The organism is Geomicrobium sp. JCM 19039, from assembly GCF_000698145.1.
Lineage (GTDB): Bacteria > Bacillota > Bacilli > Bacillales > Marinococcaceae > Geomicrobium_A.
Genome location: NZ_BAXB01000005.1, coordinates 157,497 through 175,273, shown reverse-complemented (window position 1 = coordinate 175,273; position 17,777 = coordinate 157,497). Strand labels below are relative to the sequence as shown.

Below are 17,777 nucleotides of genomic sequence, written 5' to 3'. Positions count from 1 at the left end.
GTCTCGCATTTCCTCTATAAACCGAACGTGGCAACCGTTTAGAAAGTTCCAAGTTCAGCGTAACACATTCTTCGTGTGCTCACGTAAAAAAATGGGTAAAGTAAAAGAAATTGGATGTTGAGGTGATTAAATGAAACACAACGAAAGCGACGTTATTATCATCGGAGCTGGGCTCACTGGACTTTCAGCTGCGAATCGGCTCATCGAAGATGGGGTTCACGTAACGGTTCTTGAAGCGATGGAGCGAGCAGGTGGCAAAGTAGATTCTATAGAAAAAGAGAGTGGATGGTTTGAACGGGGACCGCAATTCGTTAATGATGATATGTCTGAAATGGTCAAGCTCATTGAACGAGCTGGCATGACATTAGCGGAGACGACGGTCGCTGACGATGCAGTGATGATTCATGCGGAAACGAAAGAAGATGCGGATCAACGAACGGAGGATCATGTGTCCAAGTTATTTGCCACCCGTTTAACCGACGATATTCCACTTGCTCAATTGTATTTGAATGCAGGCATGAATGATACGAGCCTTTCCATTATTCGGAGTGTGCAAACGGAACTCATTAATATCGAACCTAATCAATTGAGCTCTATCGCCCTTATTAATACGAATAACCGCTACCCGTCAGAAAAAAGCGACCTTACCCACCAAGCTTCGGGTCCACTCGGTGCCGTCGTTACCTACTTAGCCGAACGACTTGAAGATCGATTGATCTATGAAGCACCGGTCACTCACGTCCGAATTTCAGAAAAGATGTATACCGTTCATACGAAAAACGAGCAATACACTGCCCCTGCAGTCATTGTCGCACTTCCCCCAGCTGTGGCAACCTCCCTAAATTATCCAGAAGAGGTTGAGTCTCAGTTTCGCAACGCATTATCTAGCTACACGAACGGCGCGATCGTAAAAGTGACTTGGCAATTTAAGTACCCATTTTGGAACGATTTGCAGGCCACAAATACAGAAAAGCCGATGGCAGGTCTAGTGTATACAAACCCTGAAGGCATTACCGTTTCTGTATCAAGTAAAGCAAATGGACAACCTCGATTAACGATGTTTATCGGTGGAAATGAAGCGAAGCGTTTTTCTAATATGGACGGGAAAGAACGTATTCGTGAAGCTACCCGCTTACTCGCTGTTGGTGTTGGTTCGGTTGCCTATGACTATACGGATGCAACTGACAGTGTGTGGGTGGACCACTCCTATTGTGGAGGTGGCTACGGAGCAAGCGTCCATTTCGGTGGGCAGACGGATGCGGTAGAACATTTACGTCTACCATACAAACGCTTTTTGTTTGCGAGCAGTGAAACCGCGACCGACTTCCCGAACTTTATGGAAGGTGCGGTACGTGCAGGAATTCGCGCGGCCATGCATATCAAATAAATAATCTGTGGCCCAACCCCAGATTGGGGGTTGGGCCACATCTATTCGATTTCCTCTTCTTCATCATGTTTTGTAATACGAACTTGGCTAATTTTCTTCTCATCCGCCTCCAGAATTTCAAACGTCAAATTGTTAAATGTGATGACTTCTCCTACTTCTGGCAACCCGCCATACTGTGCCAACAGGAAACCAGCAAGGTTATCCTCGTCTTCTGGAATGTTCGTCGAGAACACGTTATTTAAACGGTGTAATGTAAGCTTGCCCTCACAAATGATCTCATGATCCGTTTGTTTCACAATAAATGAACCGTACGTGTCTGTTTCATCTTCAATGTCTTGTCCGATCATCGCTTCGATGAGATCCTCATGAGTAACAATGCCTTCTGTGCCCCCGTATTCATCATGGACGACAGCAAAATGTTTCTTTTCCTGTAGCATCTTTTTGAATACGGAATTTACCGCTTGAAATTCATGTACGTAAAGCGGACTCAGATCAGATACTTCGCGCACGGTGCGGTCTGGCTCCGTGATCCATTGAAGAGCAAATTTCGAATGAAACACGCCAACAATGTGATCAATGTCACCTTCATAGATTGGATAACGCGTGTATTGGTTATTGCTTAAAATATCTTTCGCTTGTTCAAACGTGTACTCTACCGGAATGGCTTGAATATCAATTCTAGGCGTTTTTAAAATGTCTGATACATTCAGTTTAGTGAAGTCCAACATCCCTTTTAGTCGTTGCATTTCATCTGGAGCAAACGTTCCTTCCGTATGACCGATATCTACCATCGCTCTCATTTCATCTTTGGAAAATGTGGCTTCGTCCTCATTCCCTCTACCTAACACTCGAATAACAAAACGTGTAAACACGTTCAACAAGTATGTAAACGGCTTTAATACTTTGAGCAAGATATACGTAAACGGATACACAATGTGAGAGACCCGCTCCGGATACGCTGCTGCAATTGATTTTGGCAACACTTCCGCAAAGATGATGATCAATACCGTTAAAACGGCAGTTGCGATCCCTACATTAATGCCATATTCTAGCGCCACAATCGTCACGAGTGAGGCAAAATGATATTAGGGACGTTGTTCGCAATCAAAATACCCGATATAAACTCCTCAGAGTTCTCGACAAGTTTCAATAAGTTTGCCGACCGTTTGTCCCCATTTGCAGCTTTTGACTGCAATTTTATTTTGTTCGTAGCAGTGAGAGCTGTTTCGCTTCCGGAAAAAAAACTGGATGCGAGAAACAGCAAAAATATCGCGATAATCACAAGACTTCCTCCACTCAAGATATAAACGTTTGTGTATACAATTTCCATTTCTTGTTCTTATTATAACGTAGTTAAAGCTCTTATGCTTAGCATCGCATACCTCTCGATAATTCGTGCATACTACACGTAATTTAGGAGGGTAAAATTTATGAGCCTTTGGGAAGAAGATTACAACATACCGTCGTTTCCCGCAGTTACCGCAGACGACTCGGCAGACGTTATTATCGTTGGGGGTGGCATTACCGGCATTACAGCGGCATACTTGCTTACAAAAGCGAATGTATCGGTCATACTTATTGACGCCGATCGGTTAGTAAACGGAACGACCGGTCATACGACCGCAAAAATCACTGCTCAGCACGGCCTCATCTACGATGAACTCATTCAACATACAGACAAAACGAAAGCAAGACTTCATTATGAAGGCGCTACTGATGCATTAAACATGATTAAAGAAACGGTTGAATCCTTGGCAATCGATTGCGACTTTGTTCATAAGGACGCTGTTCTTTACGCAGAGAATGACGTGTACGCTCGTAAATTAGAACGAGAAGCAATGGCTTACAAAACATTAAACATTCCCTATGAAACGATTGATGGACCTCCAGATCTACAGGCGGTGGGCGGCTTGCGCATGCCCGATCAAGCGGAGTTTCATCCGATTAAGTATTTATCTTCTCTCGTCCATTATATCACTAAACACGGTGGGCGCATTTATGAGCAGACGGTGGCAACAGACTTGTCTAAGGATGATCGTCCAGAAGTGATCACACGCGTTGGCCATCGCCTGCAAGGGTCCCACGTGCTTGTCTGTTCACATTTCCCTTTTTTTGAAGGTAACCAATTTTATTTTACAAGAATGTACGCCGAGCGCTCCTACATTCTTGCCATCAAACCGAAACAAATGCCTGCAGAAGATGACATGTATTTAAACCCAGAAGATCCGGTCCGCTCCATTCGCAAAATGTCCTTCAAAGGAGAAGAACTTCTACTCATTGGGGGCGAGCAGCATAAAACAGGACAAGGACGTGCGACGAGTTCTCATTACGAAGCACTTGAAACATTTGCCAAAAAGCATTTCGGAATTGAGCGCATCGTTGACCGCTGGTCTGCTCAAGATTTAACAACGATTGATAAACTGCCTATATCGGAAGAATGAGTGATGCACATCCGAACGTATACGTGAGTACAGGATATCGCAAGTGGGGAATGACGACCGGTACGTTAGCCGCAATGATCCTTTCTGACGCTGTCCAACTCAAGCAAAATCGGTATGCATCGTTGTATTCACCCAACCGGTTTTATGCAAACCCTAGTATCGCGACCTTTCTTAGAGAAAACCTTAACGTTAGTAAACACCTGTTACTCGGTAAGCTGGACTTGACGAATCAATCGTTAGATGATCTGAATACGAATGAAGCGATTGTGTTCAAGCATAATGGCCAAAGAAAAGGTGCATTTAAAGATGCCGAAAATCACATCCACATCGTTGATACAACGTGTACGCATCTTGGGTGTGAAGTGGCATGGAATGACGGTGACCATACTTGGGATTGCCCTTGCCATGGATCAAGATTCTCCTATACAGGCGATGTCATTGAAGGTCCAGCCGAAACCCCTTTACAAACACATGATCATAGTCTATTTACCAACCTTGACACGAAAGATGATTCGTCTGGTTGGTAAAAATAAAAAGAACTCGTCGATGTTGTTAACGAGTTCTTTTTTCCTTTAAAGTAACCCTTTTTCATGAATGGCTTGCGATAACGACGATCGAACCGAGACTTCATCAAATTGAATACCTAGTTGTACTGCCGTTTGCGCAATTTCAGGACGTAAGCCAGACAAAATTGTATGTACGCCTAATAATCTTAGCCCTTGAATAAGCTGAAAAAGCTGTTGTGCCACCATCGTATCGACAATGGGTACACCTGAAAGGTCCATAAATAACGTAGACACTTGCTTTTCAGCACATTGTTGCAATGTGTGCTCCAACATAATTTTCGCACGATACGTGTCGATATCCCCTACGATCGGTAAAAGAGCGGTATGTTTCGTGAGCAAAAGAACAGGTGCACTCAATTCTGCAATCGTTCTCTGTTGGGCAAGGTTTCTACTTTCAGCAATTTCGTCATACGCTTTCGCAAACATTTGAATAACGGTGTTCATCGCTTCTGAAATGGTTACCGTCCAATCGAGCTCGTCTCGCCCCCTCCGTTCTTCAGAGAATTGTTCAAAATATTCCTCCAGTAACTGTTCATAGAGTCGTTGATTATGCGCGAATTCACGAATAATCAGATGAATGGGTGTGTTTTGATGATACTCATCTCGAGCAATTTCTCTTACCCAAGGTTCAAGCGTTGACTGGAATTCATCGATGGTACTGTTAAAAATCGTAAAGAAGCGTGGATGAAAAGCATGATTCTGTTCCTTTAATTGATCAATTACTTCTTGATTCCTTGAAGCGTACACGCCTTCATTTTTGTCTAGCTTTTCATACCAACGCTCAGTAACCGTTCTGCTATTCCTCATCATAAATTCATACAGACCGTCGTTTTGGCTCATAATCTTCTCTCCTGTTCCATATATATTTCTATCATAGAACAATTTGTGCACAATTGTCTTGCAAAAATGGGGGTAGAGAGATATGTCGAATCAAGATGAACAGGTTGTGCATCTTATAAAAGAAGTGGGCACACAAATTGTCCAATTAGAAAAAGAGTTAAAACAACTCAAACAGAGGATCACAACGTTGGAAGAGAATGAAAAAAAGCTTCATGAGCAGATGGAAGAATACGAACAGCTACACCGATACGTTCACAACAAAGTGTGCGAGCATGATCGCGATATATTTTTGCTAAAGCCTAGAGGTGACCGATGAAACAAGAATGGTATTACCTCGTAGATGATGGCAATCAAATTGGTCCTTTCTCTGCAAAAATGATGGTGCAATTGTACGAAGATGAGAAAATTCACAAAGAAACGTACGTATGGGATGGAATCATTGATGGGTGGCGCTACTTCTCAAGAACACAACTTTATGAACAATGGAAGTCCTATTCCATGCGTCATGAAAGGACAACCTTACAAGAGCCCGTAACTCGCATGCATAAATGGGAGGAAGTCATTGAAAAACGGGTGCTGCGAAGGCAATTCTTCGCTAAGATCTTTACCATCCATTCCTGGCAAGAAACGAATGATGTGTTATTCGCTCATCAACCCGTCCAAAAACCTGTACAACCTTGGGTGTACACGCGCATCATGTTGTTAAGTCTTTTTTTCTATTTACTAACGTTCATGCTGTCTTTTTTCGTCACCGATCTTCCAGTTTTCATCCCATTTGCCATAGCAGGTTTGCTTCTCCCTGGATTGTTATGGATTGTATTACTTATAGAGCTTCAACGACACGTGCAATTGCTTCCAATATTCTATACCGTGATCGTTATTCTTTCGGGTGTTGTTGCCATGATGGGTTACGCCACCGTTGCCATCATCGGCAACCCATTTTTACTGTTAATCTTCTTGATCGGAAGCGTTGCGCTTTATAATCGATTGTATAAGCATCAAGATCTTTCTCATTCCTTGCTTATAGGTACGCTAATCGCAGTGCCCTATGCAATCATTGAAGGGCAGATGCTCTTAACATCTGCTGGGAGTGATTTAGCGCTTTTCTCGTTGTACGGCACATTCCTCCCTTGGGGCATGCTTATCGGCGCAACCTTTTCAAAGTATTGGAACAAGTGGCAAAGCATCGGGTTGTTTTCTCTCGCCATTCTTTTGGCTGGATTCTACTATACCTTCCCTATCACTTTCGTCATCGTTCTCGTTACGATCGTTGGATTAATAGCGGTCCTCATGCTAATTTATGTACAATATATTAAGACAGAGCAAAAAACAGGCGAATAGAACCACTCGCCTGTTTTAAGATTTCTTTTTATTTTTATGAATGCCTAAACGCGTTCGCTCACTTCGTACGTCAAACCCAAACTCATCCATACGTTTAATCATATTTAAGTACAACTCGCCATTTTTTCTCGTATCCATTCCATCGAATAAAGAAATAAAACGAACCCCTTGTTCGCGTAGCTTCGCTAAGTTGTCGATCAGTTGTTCACTAGATGATGCAAAACAGGAAAGCTTAATGACGACGATTGTGTCTTTCGGCTTTACAGTGTCCATTAGCTTTTCGAGCTCAACTGGTTCATTCGCTTTTCCAAATTCTTGTTCTTCAAACACAAAGTCTACACCGTAATTTTTAAGCATTTGTCGCTGAATAAAGCCTTTTTCATCGCGACTATAAGGATTCACATATCCATAGATCACTTCGCACACCTCCTTTAGTCTATACTTCTGTCTCATACCTGTTTCTCGTCCTTTTCAAACGCCCTTTAAAAAAGCGGAATCTGCACATGCTCTGCTTCTTCAAGGTTGGAGACGGTAATCCCGAGTAGCCGGATACCTTTTTCTGCATCCCCTAACTCTGTCCATAATTCTTCAGCATATTCATAAATGTCGTCAGAAGCTTGCACGTGACGGTTGCCACTCGCTCTTCTTGTAATCGTTTCAAAAGAATGGTAACGAACTTTAAGAACGACCGTTTTTCCTTTCTTACCATGCCTAACTAATGCGTTCATCACCTCATCGGCTAAGCGTTTAAGCTGGGCTAGCACTTCAGTTTCTGAGTACAGGTTTTTAAAATACGTATGTTCTTTACCCACTGACTTTCGTTCACGTTCAACCCGAATCGGCTTATTATCAATGCCACGAATCTTTTTATAGTAAGACATGCCCGCTTTACCAAAAAGACGAATCAATTCCATCTGTTCTAACTGATACAAGTCATCTCCTGTATAAATGCCAAGTTCATGCATACGTTGCGCCGTTTTCGGCCCGACACCTGGAAACTCCTCCACTTGTAACTGGCGAAGAAACCCCTCGGCTTCATCGGGAATGATGACCGTTAATCCCGCTGGTTTTTGCTGATCAGAAGCAATTTTAGCAATGAACTTATTATATGAAACACCCGCTGAACTCGTCAGCTTTGTTTCCTTCCAAATGTCTCGTTGAATCATCCGTGCGACGACCGTCGCACTTGGAATGTTCTTTTTATTGTTCGTCACATCAAGGTACGCTTCATCAATGGACATCGGTTCTACGAGGTCTGTATACCGAAGCATAATGCTTCGAATTTGTGCCGATGCCTCGCGATACGCTTCATAATTGCCAGACACAAACACCCCGTGTGGGCATCTTTCATATGCTTCAAAGGCACTCATTGCCGAATGTACACCGAACTTACGCGCTTCATAGTTCGCCGTGGACACAATGCCCTTTCCCCCGGTTTGGTGAGGATGCTTCGCAATGATGACAGGTTTGCCTTTCAGCCGTGGATCATCTCGTTCTTCAACAGAGGAGAAAAACGCATCCATGTCGATATGAATAATCTTCCGTGAAATATCCCGATAAGGTTCTGGAAACTGAATTCCTGACGACACGGCCACTTCCTCCCTGTTTTCGTATACATTTATTATAGCGAACGTATGATCGTTCTTCAAGTGACAAGGGAACTTCACATAAATATTTTACTTCCGGCTCTATATAGTATGAATTTTACATTTTCTTGATTTGCGCTGTTAGGAGTGGGGTTGGGTGAGTAGCGCGGTGCTGGGTGCCTTTTGCGCGCTAGTTTACACGTTCTACGCGCAAGTTTGCCTAATTTAATGATTTTGGCGATCATTCCGCTAAACTCCTGCGCAGTTTGTTCCAACTGCAGTGCAAATTCAATGCCCATAAGCGAGCACCCTGTCGGTCTGAGCGATGCCGAAGCCAAATCGGACTCGGTTCGGCGCCGACGTCTTGTGGGTACTTCGGGGTGGGGATGTACACATGACCCGGTGATCTGTTCCCTAGTTTATGAGAATCCATCGCTTTTCCTGCGATACTCCTCAACTTGAGAACCGTTCGGGGCAACTCGAGCACAGGTTTCCACTTTACCAAGCTTACTATTGGTTCTTGAAGCAATTCTTTCGTTCAACTTATATAGAACAATAACCCAACATTTAGTGTAGAGCAGAAAAAATGAGCGACCCCAATTGGGGTCGCTCATTCATTTATTCCTCATCTTCGTCCTCGTTCTCATCGTCAGTTTCCTCATCACTGTCTTCTTCATCAACTTCTTCATCTTCACGCTCTGCCTTCTCATCAGCGCCCGCGATTTCAATGTCGCGACCGAGCGTATAGTCGACGCCTTCAGTATACGAGTTGCCCGCATTCCAAAGGAGGAACTCGTAGATATCGTTGTCATATAGCGCTTGAATTTGCGCTTCAACTTCAGCTACCCCATAGCTCATATAATTCCCAGATCCAAGATAGGAAGCTGTAAAGTCTTGAAGCCACGGTCTCGAAACCGGTGGGTTGTCCAATTCACTTAAAACATCGTTTTCCATTTGTGAAAACCAATCCATAACATTGTAAGGCTCCAGATCTGGAATTGGAATTCCTTCAATGTGCCCAACACCCCAGTGACTTGGATAAGGCATGGCAGAGATAATGTCTACGTGTTCTGCAATTCGTTGATAGTCTTGGCCAATCGTTGGTGCACCGTCAGGTAGACGAACGGGCTCACCGAAAATATCAACAGAAACTTTCACACCGTATTCTCTTAGTTCTTCACGGGCGTATTCAACAAAATCTGTAACCGCTCGGAACCGCTTCTCAGAACTCTCAACGTCCATATCGCCGTATTGACCGTAATCAAAATTTAAGCGATCTTCATTAGATGCGAGGTTTTCTGGAAAACGAATATAATCAAATTGAATCTCTTTAAACCCAGCCTTTGCAGCCTCTCTAGCTACTTCAACATTGTACTCCCAAACTTCTTCAGAGAATGCACTAACAAACACATCACCATAGTTTTCCCACATTGAGCCATCTGGCTCGGTATAAGAAAGTTGAGGTTCACTTTCACCAAGTACACGATCTTTAAAAACAACTACACGCGCAATCGGATAGATCTCTGAATCTTCAAGTGTCTCCATCATCCCGTCAACATCAGAAATAATGGCTTGTGAGTTGTTTTGAATTCGCTCATCTTCAGAGTCCGTGTCAATAGTAATATTGCCGTGATCGTCTTTAATGTCAATAACCATTGAATTCAATTCGGTACGATCTAGCAGGTCAACTAACGTTTCGAACCGGTCCCCACCTGCTGAATACGCGGTAGAATACACACCTCTCACACCGTCTTGAGGATATTCAATCTCAATGCCGCTATCGTATGTAAATCGATCAGGAATTAGGCGTGGGAGGAACAAGAGTCGATCTTCTTCTGAAGGAACGTCAAACAAGCGATCTTCTTCGACTTCATCTTCAGCTTCATCACTGTCTTCTTCTGCATCGTCTTCTTCTGTTTCTTCTTCAGTATCCGCATCCGTTTCTTCAGCCTCTTCTTCTGCAGATACGTCAGTCACCCCAATGCTCAGTGCAAACCAGCCAGCAAACAATAAAGTTGATAGTTTCAAAGGTTTATTCATTAATTATTCCTCTCCCTCTTCTTCCTCAACGTCCATTTCAAAGTCTGCGAGAATTTCTTCAATCGTAAGTAACGCTTCTTCTAACTCGTCCCAAGCTGGAAGTGTTTCGACATTAGAATCATTTAACGTTTCAATGCCATCTGCCAACATTTGAAAATCGGCTTCTTCACTTCCTAGACCATCAAAATATTGTTGATGACGCTCTAGATTGGCACTATATTGTGAGATAAATGAAGAAATACCACTTTTAGCATCCGCTAAACTAGATGCTGTTTCTTCAAGATCACTCGGAAGTTCTTCAGCATTACCGTTTTCTAAAACGAGCTCAACGGTGGACAAGTCAGATTCCATTTGAGCGTATGCCGATTCGATTTCATTGAAGTACTGTTCACGAGCGCTTACATTCTCAGCAACTTGCCCTGAACCTTCTGTCAATGCACCGTTTGCGTCATCTGCCAAGTCTTCTTCAAAATGAATTTGCAAGTCTCTTTCTTGTTCCAAAATGTTATGAGCTGCACTGATGATCGTCTCGTGTTGCGACTCTATGCTATCAAATGCAGTGCCTGCCTCTTCTGTGCTGCTCGGCTCGTCAGTGCCATTACATGCAGCGAGTAAAAGTGCCGTACTAGCAGCACCAAGCACCAAGTTCATCTTTTTCATTTGTTTCTCCTCCCTGTTTCTAAACCTGAGCGTTATCGACAATGTTACTAGAGATGCGCCTGATTTCCTAGATCTTTTTTCCTCCATTGGCAAAAGAAAAACCGGCACGTAAAAATTGCCAGTTTTAGAAATCATAAACCATATTTATTATATCAGCACCTTAGTAAGAGTGGAAGAGTTAGATGTATGATTTTGTCAATTGTCGTAGAATTATGAACAGGGACAAATGCATAGAGAGCGGTTATACTAGATGGAACGCTTTCGTTTGAAAGGAATTCGAGTATGAAACAACACCAACAAGATTTCACCCAAGGCCCATTGTTTAAGCCGTTGTTGCTGTTTTCTGGGCCCATTATGCTCGCCAACTTACTTCAATCATCATTCCAGATCACTGACAGCTTATGGGTCGGTAACTTGCTTGGCGCTAATGCACTCGGTGCTGTCGCCGTTTCCAGTACGATCATCTTTACCGTTCTCTCATTCGTCATTGGTTTGAACAACGCATCGTTAACGATCCTTTCTCAACAACGTGGCAAAAATGACCAAACCGGCTTAAAGCGATACTTAAACGCATTTGTTGTCGTTATGACACTCATTGCCCTATCTGTAGGTGCTGCAGGCTATTGGTTTAGCGAGCAGTTACTCTTATTAATCGGCACGCCTGAAGCTATGCTCGCTTCAGCAGACGCCTATTTGCGTATTAATTTTCTAGGCATTCTCTTTCTTTTTGGGTATACCTTTATTAGTACGATCTTACGTGCGCTCGGCGATAGCAAAACGCCTCTTCGCATCGTATTGCTCGCGGTGGTTTTAAACATCGGTTTAGACCCGCTGTTCATCAGCGGATTTGGCTGGGGCATTGAAGGGGCTGCTTATGCGACGCTTGCTTCTCAGGGGACTGCCTTTTTGTTCGGTGTTATGTACATCATCAAAAGACAGCTAGCACCATTTACTATGCCACACTTGCCCTCTAAACAAGAAATTGGTTTGATCTTAAAACTCGGCATTCCTTCAGGGTTGCAAATGTCAGTAATCGCGGCAGGTGTTGCGGCCATTATGAGCGTGGTGACGAGCTTTGGTAGTGATGTTGTTGCTGGATTTAGCGCTGCTCAACGTTTAGACAGCTTAATTATGCTTCCCGCCATGGCCCTTGGGACGGCTGTGAATAGTATGGCAGGACAAAATATTGGAGATGAACAGTGGGATCGCGTAAGAACGCTCGCTAAATATGCGGTTCTTTATAATCTCGTCATTATGTTTGCCATTGCAACGGTCATTGTGCTGTTTGCGGAATACGGCGTGCGTTTATTCATCCAAGATCCAGATGCGGTTTTGTTTGCGACTCGTTACTTACAAATCGTTGCCTTGTGCTATCCGTTTCTTGGCATAAACTTCGTGTTGAATGGGATCGTAAGAGCGTCGGGAGCGATGTATCAAGTTCTCGCATTGAACATTATCTCTTTTTGGGTATTAAGATACCCAATTACCGCGCTTTGTTCCTCGTTATTCGGGGAAATTGGCATCGGAATTGGGATGGGAATCAGCCTTCTCATCGGTAGTTTATTTGCCTATCTGTACTACCGCTATGGGAAGTGGGACCAAAAGCGGATTTTTGCAGAAGAATAAAGAGGGAACACGAAAGCGATGAGATTCGTATTCTGCGAATCTCATCGCTTTAGTTTTTCTTCGCATCCGGCACCGTTAATGTAAACCGAACTCCCGCATCGGTATTTTCTAATTTGTATGGGTAGGACAATGCTTCAGCCATTTGTTGAACGAGATACAAACCAACGCCACTACCGCCACTGTTTTTGTTTCGGGACTTTTCTACACGATAAAACGGGGCAAAAACAGCCGTTAAGTCTTTATCTGATAGTGTTGCGCCTGTATTCACAATTGAAATGTCATAAGCATTAGAAACCTTTTCAGCTCGAATGACCATCCACTCTCCTTGAGGAGAATACATAAAGCCGTTATGAATGACGTTATACATAATCCTCGATAACAGTTCTTCGTTTGACTGAACCCACACGTCGTCCTCTAGCTGACTATCGACCGTAATCTCTCGTTCTAATTGGAAGTACTCCAGTCGCGCCAACGTCTGATTAATGAGGGAATTGAGGTGAATATTTTGTCGTTCGATACTCGTCAAGCTTCTCTCTAATTTCGACAGCTTCATCATATTTTGCAAAAGACTTTCCATCTCTTCGGTCGTCTGAATCGACTTAGCCAAATACACATCCCGGTCTTTATACGGACCGATTTCGTGTAGCATGCCTTCAAGCTGCCCTTTTAAAATTGTAATCGGTGATTTTAGTTCATGGGACACTGCTGAAAAATACTCTCTTCTTTTCTCTTCAATCGCCCGTTCTTTTTCAATGTCGGTCTGCAGTTGCTCATTTGCCGACTGTAACCGTTCCATCGATTGTTCTAAGTTCCCAGACATATGATTGATGCTTTGAGATAATTCACCGATTTCATCGCTCCGGTTCATGTCAATTTTATCGGTGAAGTTCAGCTGTGCCAGCGATTGAGCAGATTGATTGAGCTGAAGGAGCGGTTTTGTGATCTGTCTAGAGAACACATAGGCAAACCCAACAGATAAAACAATCGCAAACACAATAATGTAGGGCAAAAAGAGAAACAGTGCTTCAGTCGCCTCACTCACCGGCTGCAAAGAAGCGTTCACGTACAAATAAAACGGCTGCTCTTCGATTAAAATCGGAATCGTCCTTGCGTACCCATCGGAAAAACCTTCAATATGTTCAGGGTTGGCTAAGATGCGTTCCCTATAGTTCAAGCCCCATCGATTTCAATCGAACGAGCGTTTAAGGAGAGTAGCGGTGTATAGTTTTCGTCGAGCAGATGAAAATGCACATTCTGATTCCAACTAATCTCTTGCATCCCTTCATAAATCGCTTGAAACGGGCTAGCTTGTGCTTGCTCGACCAATTCGTCAACCGCTTCGTCAATTTGTGCAACCTTATACTGTTCATAAAAACTCGGGAGAAATAAATAAAGGGCTACATAAAACACAAACGCAAGTGTAAGTAATGTACCTGCTGAAATTAAAAACAGTTTGCCCGTAATTCGATTCGGTGACAGTTGCTTAATGAGATTAATCATCCAATTTATAACCGACGCCTTTCACAGTTTGAATCGTATCAATGCCTAGTTTTCTTCTAACGTTTTTTATGTGTGTATCAATCATTCTCGTCTCTCCTAAATAGTCGTAACCCCACACTTGCTCAACAATTTTCTCTCTTGTCAGTACAATGCCTTGATTCATGAGCAATAACTTTACAATTTCAAACTCTCTCGTTGTCAGCGTCACCTCGCACCCATCTACCCACACTTGGTATCGATCAGGATCGAGCTTGATACTACCAAAATGCAACGTAGTGTCGGGTTCCGATTGATTGGCTCTTCGTAACAGCGCTTCGACTCTCGCTGTTAGAATTCGAAAAGAAAACGGCTTCGTCATATAGTCATCAATGCCGGTTTCAAACCCACGCACTTGATCCTCTTCTTCACCAAGTGCCGTCAGCATAATGATTGGAACACTCGATTGTTGGCGAATCATTTTTACAAGTTGAAGCCCATCAATGTTTGGCATCATCACATCAATGAGACAAAGATCAAACGAATAATTTTTCATCCATTCATACGCCTCTAATCCATCCAATGCAGTGGTCACATCATAGCCACCAGCGATGAGAAATTGCTTTATAATTTCTTGGATCTCTAAATCATCTTCTGCAACAAGTATTCGGTTCATAGACGGTCCCCACAGTTTCATAGTATACGCTCATTATAATCGATGCCGACACCCCTCTTAAAGAAAAGTCACTTCATCATCGAATTCCTAAAGAGAAACCCCTTCGTAAAACTGCCTTTCGAGCAGTTCTACGAACTAAGACAACGTAACACTTCCATCTTCTTATAGAAGCGCAAGATCCAACGTAGATATACCTACGCTGGGATCTTGATGGATTTTAGGTTAATTTTTGCTGCAATTCCTTGATTAGATTTTTGTCAGCACATCTGTCGTCAATGTGGAATTTATGAATTAATCAACGTTCACCCCGGTATGCTTCTTTGTCCCTCCTTTATATGAATAGATTGTCATCAGAATCTTCTGCTACGTTCAGCATTAGCTGGGGGGCAGCTTGCTGTTTACATATTTTAAACTACAGACCCTATCTGTAGTTTGTGTGAAGTTCACTTGAAGACTAGATGAGGATTCACAAATCTTGTGATTCCATTCTTCTACACTTTCTATTTACACCATTCTTTCGTATAGTAGCAGTGAGGTGATGACGTGCAAGCAACCGATATCGATTGGCAAGCCATTGTTGACAATGATTCGACCTTTGATTCTATATTTGTATACGCGGTTCAAACGACGAAAATCTATTGCAAACCGTCTTGCCGCTCCCGCCAACCAAAACGCTCTCACGTACAGGTGTTTCAACGAGCTGAAGATGCAGAACGGCAAGGTTATCGACCTTGTAAACGCTGCGAACCACGGGAACAATTACAGCCAAACGCACGGCTTGCACAAACAATGACTTCTTTGCTTAGAAATCATTTAGACGAGCCCGTCACTTTGAGATGGCTTTCAATGAAACTTCATAAAGACTCTGCCCACCTGCAAAAGATCTATAAAGCACAAACTGGGGAAACGCCAAAACAAACACTCACATACATGCGTATGCAAAAAGCAGCTGAACTTCTCGTTCATACGCACAAATCAATCGCTGAAATTGCACGAACTGTCGGGTATACGAATCGTTCATCATTTCAGCGAACGTTTGACAAGGTTATGCACAGTACACCACAACAATTTCGAAATGAGGAGGGGAAACGATGAATGTTTACTACACGAACATCACAGTTTCAAAAGACAGCCATTGTGATTTATTAATTAGTGAGTATGGGCTTTGTTATGTCGGGGCTCCTACCGAATCTTATTCGACAACAAAAGCGTGGCTAGACCGAAACTTACCAGACGCAGTATTAACGACTGACCCGCTCGTGACAGAACCTTACGAGAATGCTTTGCAACACTATTTACTTCAAAAAGCGAACACCATCGATATTTCGATTCATCTCGTCGGAACCCCTTTTCAAAAACAAGTATGGAATGAATTATGTCAAATTTCATATGGGCAAACGAAGAGCTACTCGGACGTGGCACGTGCACTCCACCGACCAACAAGCGTTCGGGCTGTGAGCAATGCCATTGCGAAAAATCCCGTTATGATTGCCGTTCCTTGCCATCGTGTGATCGGTAAAAACGGTAAACTAACCGGTTTTCGTGGTGGTTTAGCGATGAAAAAACAGCTACTTCAATTAGAAGAGGGGGTATTTACATGAACCTAGACGTGCAACACGTCCAATCAAAGTCAATTCTCACACGAACGTCTGGGTTTTTAAATGGTTATACACATTCACTAAACCCTTATACGGGTTGTGCTTACGGGTGTAGTTTTTGTTACGTGAGGCAAATGCCAATTGCGCTTTTTCGAACGGAGAGCTGGGGAGAGTATGTCGATGTGAAGCAAAACGCCAATGCACTACTCGAAAAAGAATTAATACGTGCAAAGAAAAAAGAACCTGTCTCCATTTTCATGTCTTCCAGTACAGACCCTTATCAGCCCATCGAAATGAAAGCAGAAATCACTCGAGCGCTCCTTACTACCCTCATCGAAAACCGTCCAGCTTTTCTGTTCGTACAGACGAGAAGCCCAATCGTGCAACGTGACATCGATCTGTTTAAAGAACTTAAAGACCAAGTGTTTGTTAGCATGACCGTTGAAACCGATGACGACGAATTCGGAAACAGTTCACCCCGAATGCCCCTGCGATTCGCGGCCGATTAAAAGCATTAGAAAAACTCGCAGCAGCAGGTATTCCTACTCAAGCAGCAGTTGCCCCACTATTGCCTAGCACCCCCAACTTCCCGCAACGTTTGGCAGATTATGTGGAGCGTGTTTGTATTGATGACTTCTTTTTAGGCGATGGAAGTGGAGGAAAACGAACCTCACGCCTTAACATCCGGTCCTTATACGACGAAAAACACGTCCGAGATTGGTACGACCCCTCCGCCCGCGATCGCCTAACGAAACGCTTTTTAACAGTTTTTAAGGACGAAAATGTGAGGATGAACCAGGATGGCTTTCTGCCCCCTGCACATCTCGGATTGAGTCGGTAATATCAAGTGCAAGCCGTAGCCGACCACGCCAGGCAAGAAGCCCATCCTCATCCTCTGTTCCCCGATTTAGTTGTGTATACGCCAATCCATCAGATTCCACATAACCGACAGCCCCACCTCGCTTCTTTACTTGCAGTGGCCAAGCGGCGTCATTCATTGAGAACACCTTCTCATGCATGAGTGTTCGTAAACTCGCTCTATTCATCCCACAAGAACCAGCGGTCACATCCCAATCCTCTTCGCCCATTTCTTTCGAAAATAACCGATTTACTATACTCTCGGTTTGTTGCCAAGACTCGGGGTGACTCCGAAATGCCTGTTCGCTTCTACCAATTACCGTATAATCGTTCGCCTGAATCGTCTTGTGCACAGCGGCTAACTGCTCTTTGGCCGTGTCTAACCATGTTAATAATCGATCGGTGTCGCAATAATGGAAATGATCTGATTGCGTGCGCTCATTTGCTAGCTGGAGTAGTGAATGTCTAGCATGAGCAGCTCCTTTTGCAGGAATGATTTGTACCAAAAAACCTAAGCGTTGCAGTTCCTCCTGTAGAACATTCGGCGTCTCTTCACTACACGTGGCAATTTTTTCAGTAAAATACGCATTTAACTGTTCACCGTGCTCGTGCATTTTCGTAAGCAACGCACTTTTTGGGTCATGCAATGTAACAAGCAGCACCATATTCAAAACGATTCACC

The 17,777-nt window shown here is 43.4% G+C and carries 17 protein-coding genes and 2 pseudogenes; 8 read left to right on the top strand and 11 right to left on the bottom strand.

Annotated elements, in window-relative coordinates; genetic code table 11:
* The first annotated feature begins 130 nt into the window (after nt 1-130).
* Entirely contained in the window at nt 131-1,387 is a 1,257-nt protein-coding gene (locus JCM19039_RS07500; protein ID WP_042425563.1) for an oleate hydratase, read from the top strand.
* Nucleotides 1,388-1,428: 41 nt separating this feature from the next.
* Here JCM19039_RS07500 and JCM19039_RS07495 read toward each other — a convergent pair whose 3' ends face one another.
* Together JCM19039_RS07495 and JCM19039_RS27220 are read right to left on the bottom strand one after the other, a co-directional pair.
* Complete coding sequence (locus JCM19039_RS07495; protein WP_307190196.1) at nt 1,429-2,445, bottom strand: hemolysin family protein; 1,017 nt, start codon at nt 2,443-2,445, stop codon at nt 1,429-1,431.
* A 5-nt stretch (nt 2,446-2,450) separates the two neighbouring features.
* Nucleotides 2,451-2,717, bottom strand: coding sequence for a CNNM domain-containing protein (locus JCM19039_RS27220; RefSeq protein ID WP_307190195.1), 267 nt, complete (start codon nt 2,715-2,717; stop codon nt 2,451-2,453).
* 100 nt (nt 2,718-2,817) lie between these two features.
* On the opposite strand from JCM19039_RS27220, the pseudogene JCM19039_RS07490 reads away from it, so the two are divergent.
* A pseudogene (locus JCM19039_RS07490) lies at nt 2,818-4,355 on the top strand (FAD-dependent oxidoreductase).
* A gap of 45 nt (nt 4,356-4,400) precedes the next feature.
* On the opposite strand, the gene JCM19039_RS07485 reads toward JCM19039_RS07490, so the two are convergent.
* The gene (locus JCM19039_RS07485; protein ID WP_042425560.1) at nt 4,401-5,234 is read right to left on the bottom strand and encodes an STAS domain-containing protein; all 834 of its coding nucleotides are present in this window, start codon (nt 5,232-5,234) and stop codon (nt 4,401-4,403) included.
* Nucleotides 5,235-5,316: 82 nt separating this feature from the next.
* Here JCM19039_RS07485 and JCM19039_RS07480 point away from each other — a divergent pair, with 82 nt between their 5' ends.
* Together JCM19039_RS07480 and JCM19039_RS07475 are read left to right on the top strand one after the other, a co-directional pair.
* A complete protein-coding gene (locus tag JCM19039_RS07480) occupies nt 5,317-5,550 on the top strand; it encodes a hypothetical protein (protein ID WP_042425556.1) in 234 nt (77 codons plus the stop codon).
* Nucleotides 5,547-6,575: a DUF4339 domain-containing protein gene (locus tag JCM19039_RS07475; protein ID WP_042425552.1), complete on the top strand. Its 1,029-nt coding sequence runs from the start codon at nt 5,547-5,549 to the stop codon at nt 6,573-6,575. The genes JCM19039_RS07480 and JCM19039_RS07475 overlap by 4 nt, the downstream gene beginning before the upstream one ends.
* Nucleotides 6,576-6,590: 15 nt before the next feature.
* Here JCM19039_RS07475 and JCM19039_RS07470 read toward each other — a convergent pair whose 3' ends face one another.
* The 4 genes from JCM19039_RS07470 to JCM19039_RS07450 all read right to left on the bottom strand — a co-directional run bounded on the left by JCM19039_RS07470 (nt 6,591) and on the right by JCM19039_RS07450 (nt 10,861).
* A complete protein-coding gene (locus JCM19039_RS07470; RefSeq protein WP_042425549.1) occupies nt 6,591-6,992 on the bottom strand; it encodes a recombinase family protein in 402 nt (133 codons plus the stop codon).
* A gap of 65 nt (nt 6,993-7,057) precedes the next feature.
* Nucleotides 7,058-8,170 (bottom strand): DNA polymerase IV, encoded by a 1,113-nt coding sequence (gene dinB, locus JCM19039_RS07465; RefSeq protein WP_202963190.1) that lies wholly within the window; start codon nt 8,168-8,170, stop codon nt 7,058-7,060.
* Nucleotides 8,171-8,779: 609 nt separating this feature from the next.
* Entirely contained in the window at nt 8,780-10,201 is a 1,422-nt protein-coding gene (locus tag JCM19039_RS07455; protein WP_052398598.1) for a putative glycoside hydrolase, read from the bottom strand.
* Between the two features lie 3 nt (nt 10,202-10,204).
* Nucleotides 10,205-10,861, bottom strand: a complete 657-nt coding sequence (locus JCM19039_RS07450; RefSeq protein ID WP_042425539.1) for a YkyA family protein — start codon at nt 10,859-10,861, stop codon at nt 10,205-10,207.
* Between the two features lie 282 nt (nt 10,862-11,143).
* Between JCM19039_RS07450 and JCM19039_RS07445 the strand changes: the two genes are divergently transcribed.
* Complete coding sequence (locus tag JCM19039_RS07445; protein WP_042425536.1) at nt 11,144-12,487, top strand: MATE family efflux transporter; 1,344 nt, start codon at nt 11,144-11,146, stop codon at nt 12,485-12,487.
* 49 nt (nt 12,488-12,536) lie between these two features.
* Here the strand turns inward: JCM19039_RS07445 and JCM19039_RS07440 are convergent, their stop codons facing one another.
* Genes JCM19039_RS07440 through JCM19039_RS07435 form a run of 3 tightly spaced genes read right to left on the bottom strand, consistent with a single transcriptional unit; the run spans nt 12,537 to nt 14,639 of the window.
* Nucleotides 12,537-13,661, bottom strand: coding sequence for a cell wall metabolism sensor histidine kinase WalK (locus JCM19039_RS07440; RefSeq protein WP_052398597.1), 1,125 nt, complete (start codon nt 13,659-13,661; stop codon nt 12,537-12,539).
* Nucleotides 13,658-13,987, bottom strand: coding sequence for a hypothetical protein (locus JCM19039_RS21770; RefSeq protein ID WP_052398596.1), 330 nt, complete (start codon nt 13,985-13,987; stop codon nt 13,658-13,660). Before JCM19039_RS21770 ends, JCM19039_RS07440 begins: the two co-directional genes overlap by 4 nt.
* Nucleotides 13,980-14,639, bottom strand: coding sequence for a response regulator transcription factor (locus tag JCM19039_RS07435; RefSeq protein ID WP_042425533.1), 660 nt, complete (start codon nt 14,637-14,639; stop codon nt 13,980-13,982). Before JCM19039_RS07435 ends, JCM19039_RS21770 begins: the two co-directional genes overlap by 8 nt.
* Nucleotides 14,640-15,182: 543 nt before the next feature.
* On the opposite strand from JCM19039_RS07435, the gene JCM19039_RS07430 reads away from it, so the two are divergent.
* The 3 genes and pseudogenes from JCM19039_RS07430 to JCM19039_RS07420 all read left to right on the top strand — a co-directional run bounded on the left by JCM19039_RS07430 (nt 15,183) and on the right by JCM19039_RS07420 (nt 17,078).
* Nucleotides 15,183-15,734, top strand: coding sequence for a bifunctional transcriptional activator/DNA repair enzyme AdaA (locus JCM19039_RS07430; protein WP_042425530.1), 552 nt, complete (start codon nt 15,183-15,185; stop codon nt 15,732-15,734).
* Entirely contained in the window at nt 15,731-16,240 is a 510-nt protein-coding gene (locus JCM19039_RS26880) for a methylated-DNA--[protein]-cysteine S-methyltransferase (protein WP_042425528.1), read from the top strand. Before JCM19039_RS07430 ends, JCM19039_RS26880 begins: the two co-directional genes overlap by 4 nt.
* A pseudogene (locus tag JCM19039_RS07420) lies at nt 16,237-17,078 on the top strand (radical SAM protein). The gene JCM19039_RS26880 and the pseudogene JCM19039_RS07420 overlap by 4 nt, the downstream one beginning before the upstream one ends.
* Here JCM19039_RS07420 and JCM19039_RS07415 read toward each other — a convergent pair.
* Complete coding sequence (locus JCM19039_RS07415; RefSeq protein ID WP_152550127.1) at nt 17,008-17,766, bottom strand: hypothetical protein; 759 nt, start codon at nt 17,764-17,766, stop codon at nt 17,008-17,010. The pseudogene JCM19039_RS07420 and the gene JCM19039_RS07415 overlap by 71 nt on opposite strands.
* Nucleotides 17,767-17,777 lie beyond the last annotated feature (11 nt).